This is a genomic window from Parabacteroides sp. AF19-14, assembly GCF_003635485.1.
GTDB lineage: Bacteria > Bacteroidota > Bacteroidia > Bacteroidales > Tannerellaceae > Parabacteroides > Parabacteroides distasonis.
Window position 1 is genome coordinate 77,602 of the sequence record NZ_QTMJ01000019.1, and the last position, 23,661, is coordinate 101,262.

General features: G+C 43.3%; 18 protein-coding genes, 1 tRNA gene and 2 pseudogenes. 17 read left to right on the forward strand and 4 right to left on the reverse strand.

Annotated elements, in window-relative coordinates; genetic code table 11:
- The first annotated feature begins 3 nt into the window (after nucleotides 1-3).
- The 8 genes from DWX33_RS17005 (at nucleotide 4) to DWX33_RS17040 (ending at nucleotide 12,998) form a co-directional block, all read left to right on the forward strand.
- On the forward strand, nucleotides 4-963 hold the full coding sequence (locus DWX33_RS17005; RefSeq protein ID WP_005863328.1) for an ROK family protein: 960 nt from the start codon (nucleotides 4-6) through the stop codon (nucleotides 961-963).
- Nucleotides 944-1,732 (forward strand): glucose-6-phosphate isomerase family protein, encoded by a 789-nt coding sequence (locus tag DWX33_RS17010; protein WP_044545435.1) that lies wholly within the window; start codon nucleotides 944-946, stop codon nucleotides 1,730-1,732. The genes DWX33_RS17005 and DWX33_RS17010 overlap by 20 nt, the downstream gene beginning before the upstream one ends.
- A 32-nt stretch (nucleotides 1,733-1,764) precedes the next feature.
- Nucleotides 1,765-3,201, forward strand: coding sequence for a sugar porter family MFS transporter (locus tag DWX33_RS17015; RefSeq protein WP_008772978.1), 1,437 nt, complete (start codon nucleotides 1,765-1,767; stop codon nucleotides 3,199-3,201).
- Nucleotide 3,202: 1 nt separating this feature from the next.
- On the forward strand, nucleotides 3,203-4,462 hold the full coding sequence (locus DWX33_RS17020) for a cellulase-like family protein (RefSeq protein ID WP_122380733.1): 1,260 nt from the start codon (nucleotides 3,203-3,205) through the stop codon (nucleotides 4,460-4,462).
- A 134-nt stretch (nucleotides 4,463-4,596) separates the two neighbouring features.
- On the forward strand, nucleotides 4,597-6,837 hold the full coding sequence (locus DWX33_RS17025; protein ID WP_122380734.1) for a glycoside hydrolase family 2 protein: 2,241 nt from the start codon (nucleotides 4,597-4,599) through the stop codon (nucleotides 6,835-6,837).
- A gap of 151 nt (nucleotides 6,838-6,988) precedes the next feature.
- Nucleotides 6,989-10,186, forward strand: coding sequence for a TonB-dependent receptor (locus DWX33_RS17030; protein WP_122380735.1), 3,198 nt, complete (start codon nucleotides 6,989-6,991; stop codon nucleotides 10,184-10,186).
- Between the two features lie 17 nt (nucleotides 10,187-10,203).
- On the forward strand, nucleotides 10,204-11,709 hold the full coding sequence (locus DWX33_RS17035) for a RagB/SusD family nutrient uptake outer membrane protein (RefSeq protein ID WP_121962426.1): 1,506 nt from the start codon (nucleotides 10,204-10,206) through the stop codon (nucleotides 11,707-11,709).
- Nucleotides 11,710-12,041: 332 nt separating this feature from the next.
- The gene (locus DWX33_RS17040) at nucleotides 12,042-12,998 is read left to right on the forward strand and encodes an Rpn family recombination-promoting nuclease/putative transposase (protein ID WP_122380736.1); all 957 of its coding nucleotides are present in this window, start codon (nucleotides 12,042-12,044) and stop codon (nucleotides 12,996-12,998) included.
- A 40-nt stretch (nucleotides 12,999-13,038) separates the two neighbouring features.
- On the opposite strand, the gene xerD is transcribed toward DWX33_RS17040, so the two are convergent.
- Nucleotides 13,039-13,944, reverse strand: coding sequence for a site-specific tyrosine recombinase XerD (gene xerD, locus DWX33_RS17045; RefSeq protein WP_122380737.1), 906 nt, complete (start codon nucleotides 13,942-13,944; stop codon nucleotides 13,039-13,041).
- 100 nt (nucleotides 13,945-14,044) lie between these two features.
- Between xerD and aroQ the strand changes: the two genes are divergently transcribed.
- Genes aroQ through DWX33_RS17070 form a run of 5 tightly spaced genes read left to right on the forward strand, consistent with a single transcriptional unit; the run spans nucleotide 14,045 to nucleotide 18,209 of the window.
- The gene (gene aroQ / locus DWX33_RS17050; RefSeq protein ID WP_005859889.1) at nucleotides 14,045-14,461 is read left to right on the forward strand and encodes a type II 3-dehydroquinate dehydratase; all 417 of its coding nucleotides are present in this window, start codon (nucleotides 14,045-14,047) and stop codon (nucleotides 14,459-14,461) included.
- A gap of 60 nt (nucleotides 14,462-14,521) precedes the next feature.
- Entirely contained in the window at nucleotides 14,522-15,979 is a 1,458-nt protein-coding gene (gene pyk, locus DWX33_RS17055; protein WP_005859887.1) for a pyruvate kinase, read from the forward strand.
- A 5-nt stretch (nucleotides 15,980-15,984) separates the two neighbouring features.
- Nucleotides 15,985-16,620, forward strand: a complete 636-nt coding sequence (locus tag DWX33_RS17060) for an O-methyltransferase (protein ID WP_005859885.1) — start codon at nucleotides 15,985-15,987, stop codon at nucleotides 16,618-16,620.
- 12 nt (nucleotides 16,621-16,632) lie between these two features.
- Nucleotides 16,633-16,968 (forward strand): 30S ribosome-binding factor RbfA, encoded by a 336-nt coding sequence (gene rbfA, locus DWX33_RS17065; protein ID WP_005859883.1) that lies wholly within the window; start codon nucleotides 16,633-16,635, stop codon nucleotides 16,966-16,968.
- An 11-nt stretch (nucleotides 16,969-16,979) separates the two neighbouring features.
- On the forward strand, nucleotides 16,980-18,209 hold the full coding sequence (locus tag DWX33_RS17070) for an FtsX-like permease family protein (protein WP_008778805.1): 1,230 nt from the start codon (nucleotides 16,980-16,982) through the stop codon (nucleotides 18,207-18,209).
- A 44-nt stretch (nucleotides 18,210-18,253) separates the two neighbouring features.
- Here the strand turns inward: DWX33_RS17070 and DWX33_RS17075 are convergent, their stop codons facing one another.
- Entirely contained in the window at nucleotides 18,254-19,336 is a 1,083-nt protein-coding gene (locus DWX33_RS17075) for a mannose-1-phosphate guanylyltransferase (protein WP_009016577.1), read from the reverse strand.
- Between the two features lie 203 nt (nucleotides 19,337-19,539).
- Here DWX33_RS17075 and DWX33_RS17080 point away from each other — a divergent pair.
- From DWX33_RS17080 to DWX33_RS17090, 3 genes and pseudogenes are all read left to right on the forward strand, one after another.
- A tRNA-Leu gene (locus tag DWX33_RS17080) sits at nucleotides 19,540-19,623 on the forward strand.
- 272 nt (nucleotides 19,624-19,895) lie between these two features.
- A pseudogene (locus DWX33_RS17085) lies at nucleotides 19,896-20,510 on the forward strand (class I SAM-dependent methyltransferase); the annotation flags it as partial.
- A gap of 11 nt (nucleotides 20,511-20,521) precedes the next feature.
- A complete protein-coding gene (locus DWX33_RS17090; protein WP_087880423.1) occupies nucleotides 20,522-21,322 on the forward strand; it encodes a GNAT family N-acetyltransferase in 801 nt (266 codons plus the stop codon).
- Nucleotides 21,323-21,383: 61 nt separating this feature from the next.
- Here the strand turns inward: DWX33_RS17090 and DWX33_RS17095 are convergent, their stop codons facing one another.
- Nucleotides 21,384-22,400, reverse strand: coding sequence for a PDDEXK nuclease domain-containing protein (locus DWX33_RS17095; protein WP_122380738.1), 1,017 nt, complete (start codon nucleotides 22,398-22,400; stop codon nucleotides 21,384-21,386).
- 73 nt (nucleotides 22,401-22,473) lie between these two features.
- Nucleotides 22,474-23,058: pseudogene (locus DWX33_RS17100) on the reverse strand (tyrosine-type recombinase/integrase); the annotation flags it as partial.
- Between the two features lie 379 nt (nucleotides 23,059-23,437).
- Between DWX33_RS17100 and DWX33_RS23180 the strand changes: the two are divergent.
- Complete coding sequence (locus DWX33_RS23180) at nucleotides 23,438-23,563, forward strand: LytTR family transcriptional regulator DNA-binding domain-containing protein (RefSeq protein WP_122144066.1); 126 nt, start codon at nucleotides 23,438-23,440, stop codon at nucleotides 23,561-23,563.
- Nucleotides 23,564-23,661 lie beyond the last annotated feature (98 nt).

Sequence of the window (23,661 nt, forward strand, 5' to 3'; positions counted from 1 at the left end):
CTTATGTATACGATAGCGATAGATTTAGGGGGGACGGTCGTAAAGATCGGACTATTGTCTGATGGTGAGATCGTAGACTGTGTGAGATTACCTTCCCGTCTGGCTCTGGGATTAGCTCCGAACTTACCTAAGATAAAGGAGGCGATCGATCGGTTGTTGGCCGCTTGGCGTATTGATGTGGCGGCGCTTCGTTGTATCGGCCTGGCTTTTCCCGGGCTGGTAGATCCAATTCATAACCGGGTAATCTCTACGAATGAGAAGTATGATGATGCCTGTTCGATTAGTCTGGATAAATGGGCATGGGAGAATTGGGAAGTTCCTTTCTGCATGGATAATGACGCTCGTTTGGCCGTAGCTGGAGAATGGTGGCAGGGTGCGGCCCGGGGAAAGAACAATGTAGTCATGATGACAATCGGAACCGGTATCGGTACGGGAGTCGTGATTGATGGACGGCTTCTGTATGGACAGCATTTTCAAGCGGGTTCTTTGGGAGGACATTTTGTGTTGGATTATAAGGGCCGTCGATGTTCATGCGGGAATAAAGGCTGTGTAGAAGCTCTGTCTTCCTCTTTCTTCTTGCCGACCATTATCCGGGAGCATGCCCTTTTATCGGAATCATTTAAGCGAGATGCGGATATCTATGATTTCAAGCGCATTTTTAGGTTGGCGCAGGAGGGGAATACAGACGCTTTATTGATTAGAAACGAATGCATGGATATCTGGGTATCGGCGATAATAACCTATATACATGCTTATGATCCGGAAGTGGTGATTCTGGGAGGGGGGATTTTAAAAAGCCAAGAGGTAATCATTCCTTATATCAGTAAGCGAGTGGATGAATTAGCTTGGTGTCCTTCCGGGAAAGTCCCGATTGTCCCGGCAATCTTGGGCGATGACGCCGCTTTATTCGGCTTGGAGTATTTCATGGTAAAACAACAGCAAAATGAACGGATTTGTATTTGATAAAGGAATTGATATAACACCGGTTCAATCGCTTATGGGGTTTACCTATGGGGCGGGTGTATTTGGTCCGGAGGTCGAGATTCGCCGGCTGGAAGATATACGGGCTAGTTTGCGTGATCCTCAATGCAAGGGACCGGAGCAGGTTTACTCGATCGCTATGGATGTCGGCAAAGAAGAACATCGTGCGTTGCTGAATAAGTTACATTTGTTATTCGGGGTAGTGACATATAGCGCTGGTAAGTTGGGGCAGGAACCGGTCAGAAGCCAAGGGCATATTCACAAGATTTCTCCTTATAGCGGTTGGTCTACGCCGGAAATCTATGAGATTTGGTCGGGAGAGGCGATTATTTATATGCAGGAGTATGCGGAGGATCAGCCGGGTAGGTGTTATGCGGTGCATGCCTTTCCGGGGGATGTGGTAATCGTACCGCCTTATTGGGTACATGCGACGATTAGCGCGAATCCGAGGTTGCCTTTGACTTTCGGGGCGTGGTGCGATAGGGAATATGGCTTTGTATATGAGGGGGTTCGTAAGCACAAGGGAATCGCTTGGTTTCCTGTGTTTAATGGACGTGATGAATTAGAATGGATCGCGAATCCGATGTACGATTCCTCTCATTTGATTTGTAAATCTCCTTCGGATTATATTTCTTTAGATATTCGGAAAGGGGTGTCTATTTACAGACAATTCGAGGAAAATCCGGAGATTTTCTTATATGTGCCTAATCCTGCGTTGAAAGCGGAGGTCTGGCGTGATTTCGAGCCTTGAGTTTATAGATGGATTAAATACACAAGAAAAACATGAGAAACACGAGCTATAGATATTGGATGATTTATGTGATAGCGATTGTCGCCGCCATGGGAGGACTATTGTTTGGTTTTGATACCGGCGTGATTTCCGGGGCGATTCCTTTCTTCCAGAAAGATTTTGGCATAGACGATAGTATGGTGGAGGTCGTTACTTCCTCCGGTTTGCTGGGAGCTATTCTGGGAGCGCTGTGTTGTGGTAAGTTGACGGATCGCATAGGGCGTAGGAAAGTCATTTTGACTTCGGCTGTTATTTTCGCTTTCGGTGCGTTAGGATCGGGTTGGGCTCCGGACATTTACCACTTGATTGCCGCCCGTTTATTCTTGGGAGTGGCTATCGGGATCTCTTCTTTTGCCGTACCTCTTTATATTGCGGAAGTTTCCCCGGCGAAGTCACGGGGGATGTTTGTCGCCATGTTCCAATTGATGATTACGATCGGGCTTCTGGTATCTTATCTTTCGGATTTGTATTTTGCGGATGAGACGTCTGTTTCATGTTGGAGGCCAATGTTTTATGTGGGGGTGATTCCCGCTATTATTTTGTTCGTGGGTATGTTGCTGGTTCCACCATCTCCAAGGTGGTTGATGTCTGTTGGCCGGGAGGAAGAGAGCCTATCCGTCTTAAAGATGGTCGAGCATCCGGATTTGGTAAATGCCTCGTTTGAGCAGATGCGGAATGAGATGCGAAAGAATGATGAGCGACAAGGATGTTTTAAGGATCTGGCCCAGCCTTGGTTACGGAATGCGTTAGTTATCGCTATCGGTATTATGTTTTTCCAGCAATTTGTAGGTATCAATACCGTGATTTATTATAGCCCTAAAATCTTTTTGATGGCCGGTTTCGATGGTGCGGTCTCTGCGATTGGGGCCTCTGTCGGGGTAGGTGTTGTCAATTTATTATTCACGTTGTTGTCTGTCTACTTTGTAGATCGGCTGGGAAGGCGTAAACTTTATTTTCTGGGGTTGAGCGGTATCGTGATTTCCTTGTTGCTACTCGCTACCTCTTTTATATTCGCCGCTCAATTAGGGGATTCTGGGAAATGGCTTTCCATCGTCCTTATTTTCTTATATGTGGGATTTTTCGCTATCAGCATCGGGCCGTTAGGTTGGTTGATTGTGTCGGAAGTGTTTCCACAAAAGCTAAGAGGGTTGGGGACTTCTCTCGGCTCGTTGTCCGTATGGTTTTTCAATGCGATCGTATCGTTTACTTTCTTCAAGATATTGAAGGTGTTTTCAATATCGGGAACCGAATTAACGATCAATGGCGAAAGCCAAGGGAATCCGGCGGGAGCGTTCTTATTTTATGCGTTCATTGGAATTGTGGCGATTATTTGGGGATATTTCTATGTACCGGAAACGAAAGGAGTTTCATTGGAGAAGATCGAGGCTTTTTGGAGAAAAGGAGGACACCCGAAAGATAAAATAATATAATATGGATAGAAGAGTATTTATTAGACAAACAGCAGTTGCGGCATTAGGCGGCTTAGTGGCTTTTGATTTATCAAAGGCATCAGCTAAAAGTGAAATGGCTTTTGCCGGGAAAGGAGAAATCTCGCCCCGGGCAATCACCATGTGGGATTTTTCTTGGTTGGAGAGGCGTTGGGCCGGAGCCGGTTATGAGGACTGGGACCAAGTATTGGACGAGCTCTCGGAACGGGGGTATAATGCGATACGTATTGATGCTTATCCTCATTTAATAGCGGAGAATCCAATGAAGAAATGGTTACTTAAAGAAGTTTGGAATCAGCAAGATTGGGGAAGCCCGGATATGAATGAGGTACAAGTTCAACCGAATTTGAACTTGTTCTTGTCGAAATGTAAGGAGCGGGATATTAAGGTCGGGCTTTCTTCTTGGTATCGTCTCGATGTGGATGAGGTTTGCCTGAAATTGGATACACCGGAGAAATTGGCGGATTGCTGGCTGACAACCCTTCGTTCGATCGAGGAGGATGGGTTATTGGATACGATCCTTTATGTAGATCTTTGCAATGAGTGGCCCGGTGATTCGTGGGCTCCTTTTTTCGCTAAGACATATCCGAATGTCGGTTGGGGGAATTGGTATAAGGAGGAATCCTTACGATGGATGAAAACCTCGTTGGAGAAGATGCGACAAGTATATCCGGATATGCCATTCTTATATTCTTTTGATCATGGGGATGTCAAGAAATATGAAGAGGTGGATTGCTCTTTTCTTGATTTGTATGAGCATCATATTTGGATGGCCCAACAGAATGGTGGAGAATTTTATAAGCTGGTGGGATATGGCTACAATCGTTTTTCACCGGATGATTATAAGAATGTGGTGAAAAACGCGGAACGGGTTTATCGGGAAAGACCTGAATATTGGCAGAAATTGTTGACTGATAAGATCGAGCTTATGGCTTCCGTGGCCCGGAAGAATCGCCGTCCTCTCGTTACGACAGAATGTTGGGGATTGGTGGATTATAAGGATTGGCCTTTATTGAAATGGGATTGGATAAAGGATCTTTGCGAGTTAGGAGCTATTACGGCTGCCCGTACGGGTATGTGGGTCGGTGTAGCGACCAGTAATTTTTGCGGACCTCAGTTTGTTGGGATGTGGCGGGATGTGGAATGGCATAAACGCTTGACTTCCATCATCCGTTCTTCTCCGATTGATGCGTCTCTCATGAAGAATAATGAGGTAGCGGCCAAATTGTTGAAACGACTTTAATCTTGGGATGGTATGTATTACGATCATTCTTATATTTTGATAAGATTCTAAAAGCAGGAGGTAAATTTCTATAAAGTTTATGTCTTTAATAATTGTAACTTGCCTTCGTGAAAGAGTTAAATAAATCGGATGTCATGAAAAGAATAATTTTAATTATGTGTTGTTTCCTATCTGTATTCGCTTGGGCCGATGATGGGAGGACAACGATCTCATTAAATGGGGAATGGGATTTCGATCAAACGGAACTGGCTTTTCCTCCACGGAAATATACCCGTAAGATACCGGTTCCGGGATTGGTGCATTTAGCGAGGCCTAAAATCTCTCAATACGAGAAATTCTTTAAGAAACCTGACGGCGTGGAGCTGGTGGAACAGTTTAATTTCTTAGAGAGAGATTATACGCCGATGTATAATTGGTATAAGCGGAAAGTATTTATCGACGAGAAATTCAAGGATGAGCAATTATTCCTTACGATAAAGAAAAGCCAATACGTTACACGAGTCTTCGTGAATGGGCATGAAGTGGGGGCTTCTATGGAATGCTATACTCCAATGGATTTTAATATTACGAGTGCCGTAAAATATGGCTCGGACAATGAGATATTGATTCAGGTGGGCGACCGGGCGTGGTTGCCTAGCGAGGCCGCCGGCGGAACGGATAAGGAGAAAGTCCATTACCTACCCGGAATCTGGGATGACGTGTTCATTACGGCTACTGGAAAGATGCGGGTCGATAAAGTTTTGTTCCTGCCTTCTCTGGCTAAAGGATTGGTGACAGTTAAGACCTTGGTGAGAAGTTTGTATCCACCCCAAATGTTGTATGGGGATAAAATGAAGGATTCTTGTAAGATTGAGTACTGTGTCAAGGAGAAGACTACAGGGAGGATAGTAGGAAAGAAAATGATTGAAGGTGAGGCTAAGCGGGATAATAGGACTTATTTCGAAACGAGTATCTCTTTGGATAATCCGAAGGCTTGGACTCCTGATTCCCCTTTCTTGTACGAAGGCGAGGTCTCGGTGTATGACCAAAATGAGCTTGTAGATCGTTATTCCGTGAACTTCGGTATGCGTGATTTTTCGAGAAAAGGCAAATTCTTTACGCTTAATGGGGATAAATTCTACTTACGAGGCTCCAATATCACGCTTCAACGTTTCTTTGAGGACCCGGATTGTCAAGCGTTGGCTTGGGATCGGGAATGGGTGAAGAAACTGATGGTAGACCTGCCAAAGTCAATCGATTGGAACGCTATGCGAATATGTGTAGGAATTGTACCTGACTTCTGGTATGACCTTTGCGACGAGTATGGTATCGTATTACAGAATGAGTGGCTATATTGGCAAAATCATGGATGGGATGAACAGGTACGTAAGGAGTATACGAATTGGGTATGGAGCGATGGGAATCATCCCAGTATCGTGATCTGGGATGCGATCAATGAGAACTGGGACAGTTATATAGGAAATACGCTGATTCCCGAACTAAAGGAATTAGACCCGACCCGGATCTGGGATGCCGGTTACATGACATCAGATCAGATGGGGACGAACGATGAGATGGATGAGCCACACCCTTATCGTGCGCTTACGTTGATGCATTCCAGCGAACTGAACGACTACTTCAAAAACAATCCCTATAACTTAGGTGCATTGCATGAGAATTGGGTAGGTTTCTCTTCTATACTAGATGCGGGCGTTCCTCAGTTGGTGAATGAGTACGGATGGATTTGGTTATGGCGTGATGGACGGCCCTCGAAATTGACACTTAACAATTACAATTACTATCTTGGCGAGAATGCCACTCCGGAACAATGTCGTGAATTGCAGGCATATTGGTTGGAACTTGAGACGGAATGGCTGCGTTCGGAACGTTCGGTAGGCGGAATCTTGGCTTTTTGTCATTTGACAAATAATTATGGTTTCACGGGAGATTGGTTCATCAATGATATCAAGGATTTGGAACCTTCACCGGCTTTCCGCTGGTTCAAGCATTGTTTCGCCCCTTCGGCAGTCTTTATCGATTTAGCGGATCGTCGTTATACCAAACATCTCGAACCTTTGAAACCGGGTAGTGATTTAGTATTCAACTTGGTAGGGGTGAACGACTTGAATAAGGAGTCGTCTGGAAAAGTTCTCTTGAAACTACTAGACGAGAAAGGAACTATTATTTCGACACAAGAAGAGTCTATTGTGATTGAACCTTTTGGCAAGCGGCTTCAGCCTTGCCTTCTGAAATTGCCCTCAAAAGCAGGAGGTTATCTTTTGATAGCCGAGTATCATGAGGAGGGGGCTTCGAAACCAGTGCTTAGTCGCCGTTACCTAAAAGTAGGCGATGCGGTAACCTCTTTCAAGGATTACTTCGAGTATACACTAAATTAGTTAGGTTAGCTTTTATATCTGATTTCCTACGGCGGCACTCCTCGTGAGTGCTGTCGAGGGGAATGCTACCCCTTTTTGAAAATACTCAGAGTCCGAATAACCAAAAAGTAATGTTAGGAATATTGTTTAAACCTTTAAATTCAAATAGTTTATGAAAAAGAAAAGTAAGGATCAGCGATGGCGTTGGATATGTGTCGGGTCATTATTGCTCGCTTCCTTAAATGGCAATCTGGAGGCAAGCGGCCTTTCCCATCCTGATGTAAATCCGATGGAAGTTTCTCAAGCGACAAGAAAATTGAGAGGAACGATCTTGGATACAAATGGAACTCCGGTTATCGGTGCGAGTATTTCCGTAAAAGGAACTACTACCGGTACGATCTCTGACATGAATGGCGTATTTACGCTAGATGTGAAAAATGGCGATATATTGGAAATCTCGTTTATAGGCTATCTCTCCCATACGGTTAAGGTCGGTACGCAGACTGATTTACAGATTGTCTTGAAAGAGGACACGCAAGCCTTGGATGAGGTGGTAGTGGTTGGTTATGGCGTTCAGAAGAAGAGCGTGATGACAGCGGCCATCAGTCGTGTCACCTCCGATGACTTGGAGAAGCTGACGCCGACCCGGGTAGAGGATGTGTTACGAGGAAAAGTCTCGGGAGTAAGCATTATGCAGAATTCCGGACAACCGGGAGCCGAGTCGAGAGTCCGTATCCGTGGTACAGGAACTATCAATGATAGTAACCCTTTGTATATTGTGGACGGAATGCCACTTGAAGGAGGTGTCGATTATCTGAATCCGCAGGATATACAGTCTATCGAGGTCTTAAAAGATGCCGCTTCAGCCGCTATCTACGGTTCACGTGCGGCTAATGGTGTTATTCTGGTTACGACAAAGAGCGGGAAAAAAGGAAAAGCGGTTGTCAACTATGATTTCTCCATCGGTTGGCAAAATCCTTGGCGAAAAATGTCGGTCTTGAATGCCACCGAATATGAGACAATAATGAATGAGGCTTACGTGAATGCCGGGATGGACCCTATTTACGATGATCCTTCGAAAGCTGGTGTAGGGACGAACTGGCAGAATGAGATTTATAACGAGAATGCCCCGATCATGAATCATCAAGCGAGCATCAGTGGTGGTGGTGATAAGGGAAGCTATTTCCTTTCTTTTGGTTATTTAGATCAAGAAGGAATTGTTGGAGGAAAAGATAAGTCGGATTATAAACGATATAGCTTACGTTTCAACAATACCTATAATGTGTTTGAGAATAAGACGAATAAATTCTTCCGTAGTTTCAAGGTCGGTACGAACCTAGGATATACACGGATCATATCCAAAGGTATTTCGGAGAATGACAACTTCTCCGGCCCGCTGGCAAGTGCGGTGATGACTCCACCGAACGAATCGGTCTATCTGGAGAATCCTTCGGCGGAAGATCTCGCTTATTACGAAAAAAATTATCCCGGTTATGTCAAGGATGACGAAGGCCGTATTTATAACGTGATCGAAAATCAAGAGATCGTGAATCCGGTCGCTATGATGCAGACCTTAAACAATAACAAGGACTGGGATAAATTTGTAGGATCTGTTTGGGGTGAATTGGAAGTATTCGAGAATCTTACGTTTAAGACCTCTCTCTCTACGGATATGGCTTTTTGGGGCGAAAGGAATTGGTTCCCTGTTAGTTATTTGTGTTATATGGTCAAGAATGAGAAATCGAGGGTGGAGCAAACGATGAATCGTGGCATGAAACTTCTTTGGGAGAATACGTTGAGTTATAAACGTTCGATCGATAAACATAATTTCGCGGTTTTACTGGGAACCTCTATGGAACGGTATGATAGTAAAAAGGTAAAGGGAACGGCCTTGAACTTACGAGCGGAAGATGATCATAAAGCGTGGATCGATTTCACCAATAGTGCCTCTCCCGGCGATCAGCATTCGGAAGGTGGGGCGACGGAGCATCGGATGGCCTCCGTTTTCGGACGATTGAACTATAATTATGACGAAAGGTATATGCTTGAGTTAACCCTTCGTCGGGACGGTTCCTCTAACTTCGGCCGGAATAATCAATATGCCTATTTCCCGTCCGTCTCTGCGGGCTGGACGTTGACTAACGAGCCTTTCATGGAAAATAAACCGGGATGGTTCGACTTCTTGAAAGTGCGCGGAAGCTGGGGACAGAACGGAAATGAGAAAATCGGATCGTTTGGATATACTACGACAATGACCGGAGGAAATAACTATAGTTTCGGGGCAAGCTCGAACGGTGTCATTCATAGCGGAACAAAGCCTACTTCTTTGGCTAATCCTGATTTGCGTTGGGAAACATCGGAGCAATTGGACTTTGGATTTGATTCTCGCTTCTTTAATAACTCCCTTTCTTTTAGTTTTGATTGGTTCAAGAAAGATACAAAAGACATGTTGATGGAGCGTCCGATACCCCTATATGTGGGAAGTGGCTCGCCTTTATCGAATGTCGGGACATTGACAAACCAAGGTATCGAGCTTGAAGTCGGTTATAAATTAAGTGTAGATAAAGTGAATCTATCTTTCTTGGCGAATGCTTCTTATGTGAAGAATGAGATCAAGAATCTGGGAAATCAGACGGGATATATTGATAAAGAGAGTTTACCAACTTTAGGTACGGTATCAAGGAACGAAAATGGTTATCCAATCGGTTATTTCTTCGGATACAAGGCAATTGGGGTTTTCCAGACACAAGAGGAGATCGATAGCTATATCAGTCCTGCTACCGGTAAGCCTATACAACCGAATGCGGTACCCGGTGATACGAAATTTGAGGATTTGAATGGAGACGGTGTGATCAGCGATGATAACGAGGACCGTACGATGATAGGCAAACCTAATCCGGATTGGATAGTTGGACTTACTGTTGCGGCTGATTGGAATGGCTTTGATTTAAGTGCCTTTTTCCAAGGTTCTTTCGGGGCGGATGTTTTCGATGCGTTACGCCGTTATGAGCTGGCGGCGGTCAATTATACGTCGGATGCTTTGGAAAGATGGACAGGACCGGGCACCTCCAATTCGATGCCAAGGATTGTCTTGGGTGATACGCCTAAGAACTTCCGTCCGTCTACTTTGTTGGTTCACGATGCTTCTTTCTTGCGCTTACGTAATTTACAGGTAGGTTATACGCTGCCGGCCCAGTTGACCCGAAAAGCTTATATACAACGCTTGAGGTTTTATGCGTCGTTCGATAATTTGTTGACTATTACGGGATACAAGGGAATGGATCCGGAAATCGGTTCGACAATGGGTATAGATAAGGGTGTATATCCTCAAGCCCGGGTTTATACATTTGGATTGAATTTGACATTTTAATCATTAAAATTAGTGTTATGAATAAATATATTTATCTGCTAGCCGTTGTATTCGGACTAAGTGGCTGCAATGATTTTTTAGAGTTGTCTCCGACGAATAAGGTTATCGAAACGGATTATTACAAGACACAGGAGGATTTGACCGAGGCATTGGTCGCTGCCTATGACCCGTTGAAATGGAACGCTTATAATGCGTATAGCTCTTATGAACTGGTAAGTAATATCATGTCGGATGATGCGGAGACCGGTGGATCGACGGTCTCGGATCAACCGCAGTTGCAGCGAGTGAATGATTTTACCAATTGGGTGACACCGACAAACTTACCCGAGGGTTTATGGGGGCGTTCGTATGAGGGTGTGAACCGTGCGAATATCGTGATAGAGAAATGCCCTCTTCTTCCGGAGGGGACGATGTCGGAGGAGCTTCGTGATCGTTATGTGGCTGAGGCTCATTTCTTGCGTGTATTTTATTATTTCCAGTTGTGGCGTTTCTTTGGATACATACCGTATTACGAGACGAATTTGGGGTTGGATGATATAACAACTGTCCCTCAGTTACAGCCGGATGAGGTCTATGCGAAATTAATCGAGGATTTAGATAATAATGTTATTGGGAAGTTACCTAAGATAGTCCCGGCTAATGAGAAAGGACGAGCTACGAATGGTGCCGCTATCGCGATGAAAGCACGTATCGTTCTATATCAGAATGATGATACTAAAATGAAGGAGATCGCCAGCCAATTGAAAGAACTAATTACCGATCCTGCCTATCAATATGATTTGATCCCGGATTATAAAGTTCTTTTTGATGATGAGTATGAATGGTGCAAAGAATCTGTTTTTGAAGTCAATTATACGGAAATCGGGAACTCGAATGATTGGGCAGGCAAGGCTAATCAAGGTAACTCCGATATAATAATGCTAGGAGCCAGAGGTTTGAAAGATCCTAATAATGTATATGTGGAAGGTTGGGGTTTTGCGCCTGTAACAAAAGCATTGAATGATGCGTTTTTATCAAATGATCCTAGAAAGTGGACAACAATCATAGATCATGAGGAGTTTAGAGCGGAAGGCGGGACGGTTAGCTCGGATGTGAATCAATATACAGGATATAGCGTACGCAAATATCATCCTCGTGCGGGGTATTCTTCTACGGTTGGCACGGAAGCGCTGAATTATAAGAACAATTACCGTGTAATTCGTTTCTCCGACGTATTATTGATGGCATCGGAAGCTTTGTTGAGAAGTGGAGGTAGCGTAGGCGAGGCACAGGATTATTATGCGAGAGTCGTTAAACGTGCGATGGGGGATGATTATAAGGTTCCGGCGGTTTCATTGGATAATATCTATAAGGAACGCCGTTATGAGTTTGCGATGGAAGGTATTCGTTATTGGGATTTAGTACGTACGAACCAAGCAAAAGATTTTATCAAAGGCTGGGATGATACAAAGAAATACTTGCCGATTCCTCAGTCGGAGATTGATAAGTCGGATGGCCATTTGGTACAGAATCCTCATTTCTAAGAATTGAGCTGTATTTACATTTGTTCATTTTAGGAGAACCTGATAGCTTTTAATTTGTTGATAATTAGATATGGATGTGTGATCATTTGTCCACATCCATGTTTTTTGTCTTTAAGTAAATAGTTTAAATCGATAAAATATGAGATTAAAATAGAGTAATAACGGTATACGAATACCCATTTGCGACCGCTTACGATCCCGTTCGTTGGCTATTCACTTACGGATCCAAAAAGAAGGACATTTCTTTTTAGATGGGATAGGCTTGTATTCCAGATCTTTTTATGTACATTTGAAGCCACCCAATAGTGGGGTAACTAAAACATGATATGACTATGGAAAAGAAAACAGAAAAAGAGGAGAAGTATATGAAGGAATTACAAGATCGATATATCCGTTTCGACTGGGCCATCAAACGCCTACTCCGGCAAAAAGCGAATTTCGGGGTGCTAGAAGGCTTTCTTACCGTGTTCTTGGGCGAGCAGATCAAGATTGAGGAGATATTGGAGAGTGAGGGAAACCAGCAAATGGCCGATGATAAATTCAATCGGGTGGATATCAAGGCTAAGAACACAAAGGGAGATATCATCCTTATCGAGATCCAGAATACCCGCGAGCTTTATTATTTGGAACGTGTGCTTTATGGCGTGGCGAAGGCCGTCACCGAGCATCTTCATTTGGGACAGGATTATTCCGGGGTGAAAAAGGTCTATTCCATCAGTATCCTTTATTTTGATATAGGCGTAGGAACCGATTATCTGTATCACGGGCAGAACCAATTTGTCGGCGTGCATACCCATGATCATTTACAGGTAAATACCAAGGAGAGGGGTGCGATCGTCAAGCGTCTTCCCTCGGAGATCTTTCCGGAGTATATATTGGTCCGGGTGAATGAGTTTGATAAGGTGGCCGTGACCCCCTTGGAGGAATGGGTGCGATACTTGAAAGATGCGATCATAACTTCCGAAACGACAGCCCCTGGCTTGAAAGAGGCACGAGAGAAATTACGCTATTACTCAATGTCTCCCGAGGAACGTTATGCTTATGACGAACATCTGAATGCGATTATGATCCAGAATGACGTGTTGAACACTGCTAAGTTTGAAGGACTGGAAGAAGGATTAGCAGAAGGATTAGCAGAAGGCAGAGAAGAAGGACTAATAGAAGGTCGAGAAGAAGGCCGTGTGGAAGAACGTCTAGAAACAGCTCGGCGTATGCGGTCTGATGGGCTTTCGATGGAAATGGTCGTACGTTATACTGGTTTGTCAGAGGAGGAAATAAATAATCTATGACATCCTTGGGGCTTTGCTAGCGGAGCAGGATCGGTTCTTTTTAAGTTCTTGGCCTGCTCCTCGGATGATGTTCCAGTATCTCTTTGCGAAGGAATCCCCGGTCGATATGTGTATATATCTCGGTGGTGGTGATTTTCTCATGCCCCAGCATCTCTTGGATAGCGCGTAAGTTGGCGCCGCCTTCCAGCAAGTGGGTGGCGAAAGAATGACGGAAGGTATGGGGACTTACGTTTTTATGGATACCGGCGGCCTCCGTCTGTTGCTTGATGATATGAAATACCATGATACGGGAGAGGGCCGTTCCTCGCCGGCTTAGAAATAAAATATCCTCGAAGCCTTTTTTAACCACGACCGAATTCCGGTCATACAGATAGTTTTTAATTTCCCGCAAAGCAACTTCGGAGATAGGAACAAGCCGTTGTTTGCTTCCTTTACCCTCTACCCGGATGAAACCTTCCTTGGGATATATATCCGAATAACGCAGGCCAGTAAGCTCCGATACGCGCAGTCCACAACTATATAAAACCTCCAGCATCGCACGGTTCCGCTGTCCCTCGGGAAGCGTGAGGTCTATCGTGTCGAGAATGCTATTTATCTCATTGACGGTTAATACTTCCGGCAGCTTCAATCCGATCTTGGGAGACTCTAACAATTCGGTCGGATCATTTGTTATATAATTGTCAAGCAATAAGAAACGATAGAACGATTTGATACCAGAGATGATGCGTGCTTGCGATCGGGGATGGATACCGATGTCACGTAATTGGGCGATGAACTGTTGCAAGTCGTCGTAGCTGATCTCCTTAACGTCCTTTTTCTCATCCTCTGCGAAACGTAGCAATTTGTCAAGATCTGTCAAATAGGCGTCGATGGAGTTGGCTGAGAGCGATTTTTCTAATCGTAAATAGGTGTTATATCGGTTTATTATATCTTTTCCTTGTCGCATTGTCGGTATGTCGTTATGAATGTGTCAAATAAAATCCTTACCTTTGCCGGATAATTCCGGCCTCAACGGGCGGTACAAAGGTAATAAACTTACAATAAGAATGAAGAAGATTCAGATCATCAATGGCCCTAATTTGAATCTGTTGGGCAAGCGAGAACCGACAGTATACGGAAATGCCTCGTTCGAGGACTATTTGAGCGAGTTACGTGCCCGCTTTCCTCAGTGTGAGATATCTTATTATCAAAGTAATGTGGAAGGAGAGATAATTAACAAGATCCATGAGGTGGGTTTTGAATATGACGGTATCGTGTTGAACGCCGGCGCTTATACGCATACTTCCATTGCGTTGCACGATGCTATCAAGGCGGTTACTACGCCAGTCGTGGAAGTGCATATCTCGAATGTGCATGCCCGTGAATCGTTTCGTCATGTGTCGATGATATCGGCGGCATGCAGGGGAGTGATTCTTGGGTTTGGGCTGGATTCGTATCGGTTGGCGATCGAATCGTTTATGTGATAGAAGGTTTAGAAGGTTATCAAATAGAATTAATAATTAGGTTATAATAATTTAAGGTATATGTTAAAGCATACGAAGATTGTTGCTACAGTTTCCGACCAGCGCTGCGACGTTGCGTTCGTTGAGGCGTTATATAAAGCGGGAATGAATGTGGTGCGCCTGAATACGGCTCACATGATGGAAGAGGGGTTGACCCGTGTGGTAAATAACGTCCGTACCGTATCCGACCGTATCGGTATCTTGATGGATACAAAGGGGCCGGAAGTACGTACCACGACGACGGTAAACAAGGAACCGATCCCTTTCAAGACTGGAGAGATCGTGAAGGTAATCGGTAATCCCGATCAGGAAACTTCGCATGATTGTATTTGTGTGTCATATAAGAATTTCGTGAACGACTTGGCGATTGGCAGCGACATCCTTATCGATGATGGTGATCTGGAAATGAAGGTTACCGGGAAATCCGGCGATTGTTTGCTTTGCGAGATCCAGAATGACGCTACGCTAGGTAGCCGCAAGAGCGTGAATGTGCCGGGCGTACGTATCAATTTGCCTTCGTTGACTGAGAAAGACCGTAATAATATCCTTTGGGCGATCGATCATGATCTCGATTTTATCGCTCACTCATTTGTTCGCAACAAACAGGACGTATTGGATATCCAACGTATCTTGGACGAGCGTAACAGCCCTATCAAGATTATCGCTAAGATAGAGAATCAAGAGGGTGTAGACAATATCGAGGAGATTTTGGAAGTGGCTTATGGCGTCATGATCGCTCGTGGTGACTTGGGTATCGAGGTTCCGGCCGAGAAGATCCCGGGTATCCAGCGTATGCTGATCCGTAAATGCGTGGAGGTGAAGAAGCCGGTTATCGTGGCTACGCAAATGCTTCATTCCATGATTAATAATCCTCGTCCTACTCGTGCCGAGGTTACGGATATCGCCAACGCTATTTATTATCGTACGGATGCTTTGATGTTAAGCGGTGAGACGGCTTATGGAAAATATCCGATCGAGGCGGTACAGACCATGACGAAAGTGGCTCGTGAAGCCGAGAAGACTAAGCTTTCCGCGAATGATATCCGTGTGCCGATCGAGGGGAATGATTTAGACGTAACTTCTTTCTTGGCGAAACAAGCTGTTAAGTCTTCTTCTAAATTACATGTGAAGGCGATTATCACGGATAGTTACACGGGTCGTACGGCACGTTATCTGGCCGCTTTCCGCGGAACCTCTACTGTGTTCGCTATATGCTATAATCCTCGTGTGATGCGTATGTTGGGTCTTTCTTATGGGGTATGGGCGGTTCATCAGCCGTACAACGACAGTCGTAGGGGATATTTCTATGATGCGTTGAACCAGCTGATCCATAGCGGACGTATCACTCGCAACGATATGGTAGCGTATTTGAGCGGTAGTTTCGGCGAAGGTGGCGGTACCAGCTTTTTGGAGATTAACAACGTAGGAAAGGTGCTGGATGCCGGCACGCAATATCAGTTGCCTACTTTTAAAGAGTAAGAGGAATGTTTACGGGCGAGATTGATGCGTATATTCTTTCTCATATAGATGAAGAAGGGGATTTGCTGTCGGCGTTGAATCGCGACGCCAATGTGAACCTTCTCCGTCCGCGTATGCTATCCGGGCATTTGCAGGGTAGGATATTGAAGATGTTTTGCCGGATGATTCGTCCGAGAAGAGTCTTGGAGATCGGGACTTATACGTCTTATGCCACTTTGTGTATGGCGGAAGGCATGGAAGAGGGGGCATTGATCCATACGATCGAGATCAATGACGAGATGGAGGATTTTATCATGAAATATCTTTCCCGCTCGCTACATAAGGACAAGATAAAAGTCCATTTTGGGGATGCGATGGAGATTATCCCCCGTTTGGATGAGACGTTCGATATGGTTTTTATCGATGCCGACAAACGCCTGTATTCCGAGTATTATGATTTGGTATTCCCGATGGTCCGTCCGGGCGGCTTGATTCTCGCGGATAATACGCTTTGGGACGGTAAAGTGGTAGAAGAAGTGCATCCTTCCGATAAACAAACGAAGGGAATACTGGTTTTTAATGAAAAGGTTAAGCAAGACGATCGGGTAGAGAAGGTGATCCTCCCTTTACGTGACGGCTTGACGATGATCTGGAAAAAGTAAATAATAAAGCGTATGGAAAGTACTAGATTACAAAAGATCGAACGCCTTCTTCAGAAGGAGTTGAGTGATATATTTCAGAAGCAGACGCAAGGAATGCATGGCGTATTGGTCTCTGTCAGCGTAGTTCGTGTAAGTCCGGATTTAAGTGTGGCGAGAGCTTATTTAAGCATTTTCCCGTCGGATAAATCGCAAGAGCTATTGGAGGCTATACGGAGCAATACGAAAGCGATCCGTTTTGATTTGGGGCAACGTATTCGTTTGCAGGTTCGTAAGATTCCTGAATTGAGCTTCTTTATAGACGATTCATTGGATTATATCGAGAATATCGACAATCTTTTGCATAAGTAATCAGAGGAGCCTTGAATCTTCCGTTCTATATAGCCCGGCGATATCTCTTTTCGAAGAAGTCGCACAATGCCATAAATATCATATCGATGGTATCGGTATGCGGGGTTGTTGTCGCCACGATCGCCTTAGTATGCGCCTTGTCGGTCTATAATGGTTTCAACGATTTGGTATCTTCTCTCTTCAGCAATTTTGATCCGGAGTTGAAGATCATGCCCCGGAAAGGGAAGGTTTTCGACCCGACCTCGGAAGAGATACGTAAGGTGAGGGAATTGCCCGGCATTGTTTGTTTTAGTGAGGTATTGCAGGACAATGCCTTGGTCCGTTATCGAGATCGTCAGGGTGTAGCTACCTTGAAAGGTGTAGACGAGCAATATGAGAAACTGGCGCAGATCGATAGTATCTTGATCGATGGAAAGTTCCTTCTGAATGACGAGGTAGCGAATTACGCGAATATGGGGATCGGATTGGCTTTCTCGCTAGGAATAAACGCAGGCTTTGTCTCTCCGCTGGAGATCTACGCTCCGAAGCGGGAGGAGAAGGTGAACATGGCGAATCCGGCTTCTTCTTTCAATTTGGAATATGCTTATATCGGTGCTGTCTTTCGTACGGACCAACAGGTTTACGATGATTCATATATGATCGTGCCTTTGTCATTGGCCCGTTCTTTATTTAATTATGATAAAGAAGTGACAGCGGTGGAATTGAAGGTGAAAGATAGCGGAGATATCGCTCCGGTAAAGAAAGAGATTCAACGTATCCTAGGTGATCAATATATCGTGCAAGACCGTTTTGAGCAACAAGAGGCTTCTTTCAAGATGATGCAAGTCGAGAAATGGATGACCTTCTTGATCCTTACTTTTATATTGGCGATCGCCTTATTCAACGTGGTGGGTTCTTTATCCATGTTGATGATCGAGAAACAGGAGGATGTGAGTACACTGCGTAATATGGGGGCTGATGACAGTCTGATCCGTCGGATTTTCTTGTTTGAAGGCTGGATGATCTCCGGTTTTGGAGCTTTGATCGGAGTCTTGATCGGGGTTGTACTTTGCTTGCTACAACAAGAGTTTGGCTTTATAAAACTAGGGGAAGCTGCCGGAGCGTTTATTATAGAGGCTTATCCAGTACGTGTAGTCACGGTGGATATAATAACAGTCTTTGTAACGGTATTAACGATAGGCTTTTTGGCTGCGTGGTATCCTGTACGATATCTTGCTAAGAAGTTGAAAATTGAGAATTGAGAATGAATACCGCTTGCCGATAATTCTCAATTCTCAATTCTTAATTAGTTGTATTCTTTTCCGTATTTGATTTTAGCGTCGGCTACGAATTGTTTGATACGTTGTTCGTCATCCTTCTTACAAATCAATAATACGTTTCCGGACTCAGCCACGATGCAATCTTTTAGCCCTTGGATAACGGCTAGACGTTTCGGGTTATTTAATGCGATCACATTGCCGGAGCATTCGTATAGCATTGCCTCGTTATTTTTCAATACTGCGTTCTCATTTTCGTCTTTATTCGCTAGGTCGAACAAAGATCCCCAGCTACCGAGGTCGGCCCAACCGAAATCTACACATAGCATATATACGTTGTGCGCTTTCTCCATGATACCGTAGTCGATGGATATATTTAGGCAATAAGGGAAATTCTCTTGGATGAACGCTTTTTCTTCCGGGGTATTAAATTTATCCTTACCTAGATCGAAACGGCTGCTGATATCCGGGAGATATTTAGAGAACGCTTCCAAGATCGTATTCACGTTCCAGACGAACAAGCCAGAATTCCAGAAGAATTCTCCACTTTCCATAAATACCTTTGCCAACTCGAGGTTCGGTTTTTCAGTAAAGGTCTTCACCTTGGTGAAATCATCTACTACCGTATCACTGCTTTGGATATATCCGTATCCTGTTTCCGGGCGGCTAGGCTTGATGCCCAAGGTGACCAACGCACGGTTTCTCTTCACGAAATCCAACGCCTTTTGAACGTCCCTCAAGAAAACATCCTCTTTTAAGATCAGATGGTCGGAAGGGGCTACGACAATATTGGCTTCCGGATTGCATGCCTTAATATGATAAGCCGCATAAGCGATACAAGGAGCTGTATTGCGACGAGCCGGTTCCAAAAGGATTTGTTCTTCCGCTAATTCCGGCAACTGCTCCTTGATTAAGTCCGCATAAGATTCGTTGGTAACGATGTATATATTTTCAGTAGGGATGATTTTTGCGAAGCGATCAAATGTCATTTGCAGTAAAGACCGTCCGCTCCCAAAAAAATCAAGGAATTGCTTTGGGTAACTTTCTCTACTGAAAGGCCAGAAACGGCTACCGATTCCGCCTCCCATGATGACGCAATAATTATCTTTCATGATATTGGCTGTTATTATGATTATACGTTTACAAATGTAACGAAATAATCTTTCTATGCGAAACAATCCCATACATATTCCCACTGTGAAAAAAATATTTGAAAATTTTTACCCAAACGCTTGCGGGTTTAAAAAAAAGCTGTACCTTTGCAACGCATTTGAGAAACAAACCTACTGCTAAAGCTAAAAGGTTAATCAAAAATGCCCAGATGGCGGAATTGGTAGACGCGCTGGTCTCAAACACCAGTGGATTCACTTCCATGCCGGTTCGATCCCGGCTCTGGGTACTGAAGTTGAAAAGCTTGATTGAGTAATTAGTCAAGCTTTTTTTGTATGTAATTATTCGGCAGGACTATCCACGGCTAGACAATTTTTTGGGTCAGTCCAAAAACCCTGTGGGTATGTTAAATCAGATCAGGTTCTAAATAATGTTCATGCTATTTGGGTTGCAGAAATAAAGGAAAATAAGGTTAATCTATGGCATATCCATCCGGACACGAAAGAGAATAGAAATAAGTTTGGTATATAAATATGAAACAATGAATATTGGAGAATATAAATGAATATAGGTTACAAGGTTGGTGAGTTGATTTATGATGCAAATATATATGATGGATTAAATACCTTTCTATCTGATTTGCAATTCTACAAAAAGTGGCTACCGAAAAATAAGGAGGCTGAAATACTTGAACTGTGCTGTGGTACAGGCAGACTTACGATCCCCATTGCCAAAGATGGATACAGCATTTGCGGAGTAGATTACACACCCTCAATGCTCGAACAAGCAAAGATGAAGGCTATCGAAGCAGAATTAGTGATTGATTTCATAGAAGCAGATATTAGAATGCTCGACTTGCAAGAAAAATTCGACCTAATCTTTATTCCATTTAATTCAATCCACCATTTATACAGAAACGAAGATTTATTCAATGCGTTAGGATGCGTTAGAAATCATCTCAAAGCAGGAGGCTTATTTCTGTTAGATTGCTTTAATCCCAACATCCAGTATATTGTCGAGAGCGAAAAAGTGCAGGCAGTAATTGCCGAATATACAACGGATGATGGACGGGATGTGTTGATAAAACAAACAATGCGTTATGAGAGTACAACCCAAATCAATCGTATAGAATGGCACTATTTTATCAATGGCGAGTTTCATTCATACGAAAAGATACAAAACCAAAGATGAAAATGGACTTTAAAATCAGAATAGCGCAACAATCTGATAGTGCTGAACTGAGAGATTTATATAAGAATACCGTGCTTGTAGTAAACAGGCGTGATTATTCACAGGATGAAGTTGAAGATTGGGCATCATGCGGAGATGATCTTTCCAATATAGAGGAAATGATAAAGACTCACTATTTTATTGTGGCTGTTAATCAACTGTCTCAGATTGTAGGTTTTTCATCCATTACGCCGCAAGGCTATCTGCACTCTATGTTCATTCACGCAGACTTTCAAGGCAAAGGCATTGCAACTATGCTTTTGGAAGAAATAGAACGATATGCTATTACAGAAGGTATTATACAAATCACATCAGAAGTGAGTCTAACTGCTCGTCCATTCTTTGAGAAGCAAAAATACGTGGTGAAGAAGGAACAAAAACGACAGGCAAATAAATTGAATTTGACTAATTTTTGGATGGCAAAAACCTTATCTGTAATAAAACCATATCATGGTCGTATTCCTGCTTGTGGTGTGTTCTGTGGCGGTTGTCCAAGCTACACACGAGATGAAAAAATTTGTCAGGGAGCAGAGGAAAACAAAACCCGCTGTGAAAAATGTAGAACATTTTACCTGTGTTGCGTTGAGAAAGGAATAACACACTGCTACCAATGTCATCTATTTCCTTGTACTAAGTTCAAAGGTTTTACAAAACGTTGGTTAAAGTATGGACAAGACTTTATTGAAAATCAGAAATTTTTAAAGCAGGTGGGTGAAATGGAATTTTTGAGGTTTTATAATGAAAAGGTTACAGATTAAGTTTAGTCCATTTCTCTTGTATATCTAAAATGAACTAAACCTTTGTTTTTATTGAAAGTTGTTAGCCTATCTCCTTTGAAAGAAATTTCTTGATTTCTTCCTCACTGGGCAACTGGATTTTATACTTTTGTACAAAAATATTTGGGTCTAATCCTGCTGTGGCATAACGAACTAAAGTATCTCCTTTTTCAGTACAAAGCAAAATACCGATTGGTGGATTATCATCGGGCTGCATTACTTCTGCTTTGAAGTAGTTTAGATACATATTCAGTTGGGATGCATATTCATGGTGGAATTTGTCAATTTTTAAATCCACTATGACATGGCATTTCAGTATGCGGTGATAGAAAACGAGGTCAGCAAAGAAGTAATCTTCATCTATCAGTATGCGTTTTTGGCGAGCTTCAAAGCAGAAGCCGTGTCCCATTTCCAGAAGGAACTTTTGTAAATTATCAAGGATGGCTTGCTCTAAATCATTCTCTGTAACTAATGCCCGTTCATTTAACCCTAAGAACTCTAAGGTCAAGGGAGTATTTATTACATTCGCAGGCTGTAGTTGAACTGCCTGTTGCTGTACTAATGCAGAAAGAGCTTCTTTGTTTTTAGATAATCCACTACGCTCGTAGTACAATGAATCAATCTGCCGTTCCAGTTCTTTTACAGTCCAGCATCCCCTAATCGTTTCCATTTCATAAAAGGCACGTTTAATAGGATTGTCAATAGCAGATATTGCATTCAAATGCGTAGAAGATAATCTGTTAAATAGCTTTTCAGCAGCCAATTTCCAGTCATTATTTGCAATTTCTGAAACCATTTGCAATTTGGCGGTTACTGACCGCCGAATCTCTGTTTCAAATTCGGCGGTCGGCAACCGCCGAATTCCCGAACCCGACATAACATAGCCTAAAACCTCTTCTTTCAACTGTGGATAAACAAGATATAAACGTCTGAACTCCCGGAATCTACGTTCGTTAAGTCCTTTGGTATTTAGTTGTTTTTCCAACTTCTTCAAAAGCTGCTCACCATAGGCTGCACGGTCTTCTCCGTTTTGTTCAAATTCCACGATATAACAGCCCATAAGCCAGTTACGGGAAGTTAGTGCAAGGTTTACAAAGTGTGCTGCTTGTGCTTACAGCGTGTCTTGAATGGCACTTCTCCGTATGTTTCAGCCCGCTATGTCCGAGCAAACTGGCTACTGTTTTAATATTAGCACCATTGTTAAGGATATTCACTGCAAATGAGTGACGGCCGCAATGCTAGCTTATGTGCTTGTCTATTCCGGCTCTTTTCACCCAACGCTTCACTGATTTACAGCAGCTTTCATAGGATGGTAGATTAAATATAAGCACATCTTTGTTGCCATCCGCAAGAGGTTCACCAATAATAGAGACCAAACCGTCATTCAAAGGAATGACTACTCCACTAGCAGAAGAATGCCCTTTGGTCTTATTCTGTTCAAACTTCAATAGCTTGTTTGAGTAGTCTACATTCTTATATGTAAGGTCTTTCAGTATCACACCGTGTTCGATGGCATAGCGTATCACTTTCTTGAAACGCTGATAGATACTTTTTGCTCCCTCGCCAACGCTACGGGATTGCAAATAGTCTACAAACAGAACCATCATATCTTTAGTAATAAGTTCGGGCTTGATGTTACATTCATATAATGGCTACTGTTCTTTCAGAAAATCCTTAAAACGACTGAAGGCAATTTGCATCATACGCAGGTCTTTCTTAATATTTATGGCTAATCAGTTAAAGAAATCCCTTTCTTTGGAGATTGAACGGTTCAATGCTTCGCAGAAGAAAGGATTTAGCTTTATGTTTTGATGTAAAATGCTTTTTCATAGTTCCTCTATAATAGAAGCTCACGCTAGTAGCCAAGAGGTAGTGTGGCATGTTTAGAACATGTATTCCCAAAAAGAAGAAGGAATCTGCTCTTTTGTCGAAAAAAAGTCTTATGTTTACGCACGATATGAAAAACAGGGTTTATATAGGCCCTGATATCAGTAAATAACCAACCTTGACATGTGTACAAACAGAGATAAGGCTATCTCTTTTGGGCGGGACGGCGGAGATGTCTGCCGTTTCGTTTTTTGTCTATGAGCCAGTGACGTGGTTGCTGACGAATCGTTGCCTCAAGATATTTTTCTGCAGATTCATCGTTCATATATTACCAATATTAATCAAATAAACGCTCACCCGATATTTATTGGGGACAGACTTAATTCAAAGGGATAAAACAAGAATCGTGGATGTCAGCTTAATGCGATGAATGGTATCTTTTTGATTGAAATACCTTCTTTTTCACGACACGGCTCTCTGGCTATAAAAGCCAA

Bases quoted from the DNA above. Each gene is read 5' to 3' on its own strand.
- xerD (WP_122380737.1), bottom strand. From the start codon at position 13,944: ATGCGACAAGGAAAAGATATAATAAACCGATATAACACCTATTTACGA.
- DWX33_RS17060 (WP_005859885.1), top strand. From the start codon at position 15,985: ATGTTTACGGGCGAGATTGATGCGTATATTCTTTCTCATATAGATGAA.
- DWX33_RS17095 (WP_122380738.1), bottom strand. From the start codon at position 22,400: ATGGGCTGTTATATCGTGGAATTTGAACAAAACGGAGAAGACCGTGCA.
- DWX33_RS17005 (WP_005863328.1), top strand. From the start codon at position 4: ATGTATACGATAGCGATAGATTTAGGGGGGACGGTCGTAAAGATCGGA.
- DWX33_RS17075 (WP_009016577.1), bottom strand. From the start codon at position 19,336: ATGAAAGATAATTATTGCGTCATCATGGGAGGCGGAATCGGTAGCCGT.
- DWX33_RS17015 (WP_008772978.1), top strand. From the start codon at position 1,765: ATGAGAAACACGAGCTATAGATATTGGATGATTTATGTGATAGCGATT.
- DWX33_RS17035 (WP_121962426.1), top strand. From the start codon at position 10,204: ATGAATAAATATATTTATCTGCTAGCCGTTGTATTCGGACTAAGTGGC.
- rbfA (WP_005859883.1), top strand. From the start codon at position 16,633: ATGGAAAGTACTAGATTACAAAAGATCGAACGCCTTCTTCAGAAGGAG.
- DWX33_RS17010 (WP_044545435.1), top strand. From the start codon at position 944: ATGAACGGATTTGTATTTGATAAAGGAATTGATATAACACCGGTTCAA.
- pyk (WP_005859887.1), top strand. From the start codon at position 14,522: ATGTTAAAGCATACGAAGATTGTTGCTACAGTTTCCGACCAGCGCTGC.
- aroQ (WP_005859889.1), top strand. From the start codon at position 14,045: ATGAAGAAGATTCAGATCATCAATGGCCCTAATTTGAATCTGTTGGGC.
- DWX33_RS17020 (WP_122380733.1), top strand. From the start codon at position 3,203: ATGGATAGAAGAGTATTTATTAGACAAACAGCAGTTGCGGCATTAGGC.
- DWX33_RS17040 (WP_122380736.1), top strand. From the start codon at position 12,042: ATGGAAAAGAAAACAGAAAAAGAGGAGAAGTATATGAAGGAATTACAA.
- DWX33_RS17025 (WP_122380734.1), top strand. From the start codon at position 4,597: ATGAAAAGAATAATTTTAATTATGTGTTGTTTCCTATCTGTATTCGCT.
- DWX33_RS17090 (WP_087880423.1), top strand. From the start codon at position 20,522: ATGAAAATGGACTTTAAAATCAGAATAGCGCAACAATCTGATAGTGCT.
- DWX33_RS17030 (WP_122380735.1), top strand. From the start codon at position 6,989: ATGAAAAAGAAAAGTAAGGATCAGCGATGGCGTTGGATATGTGTCGGG.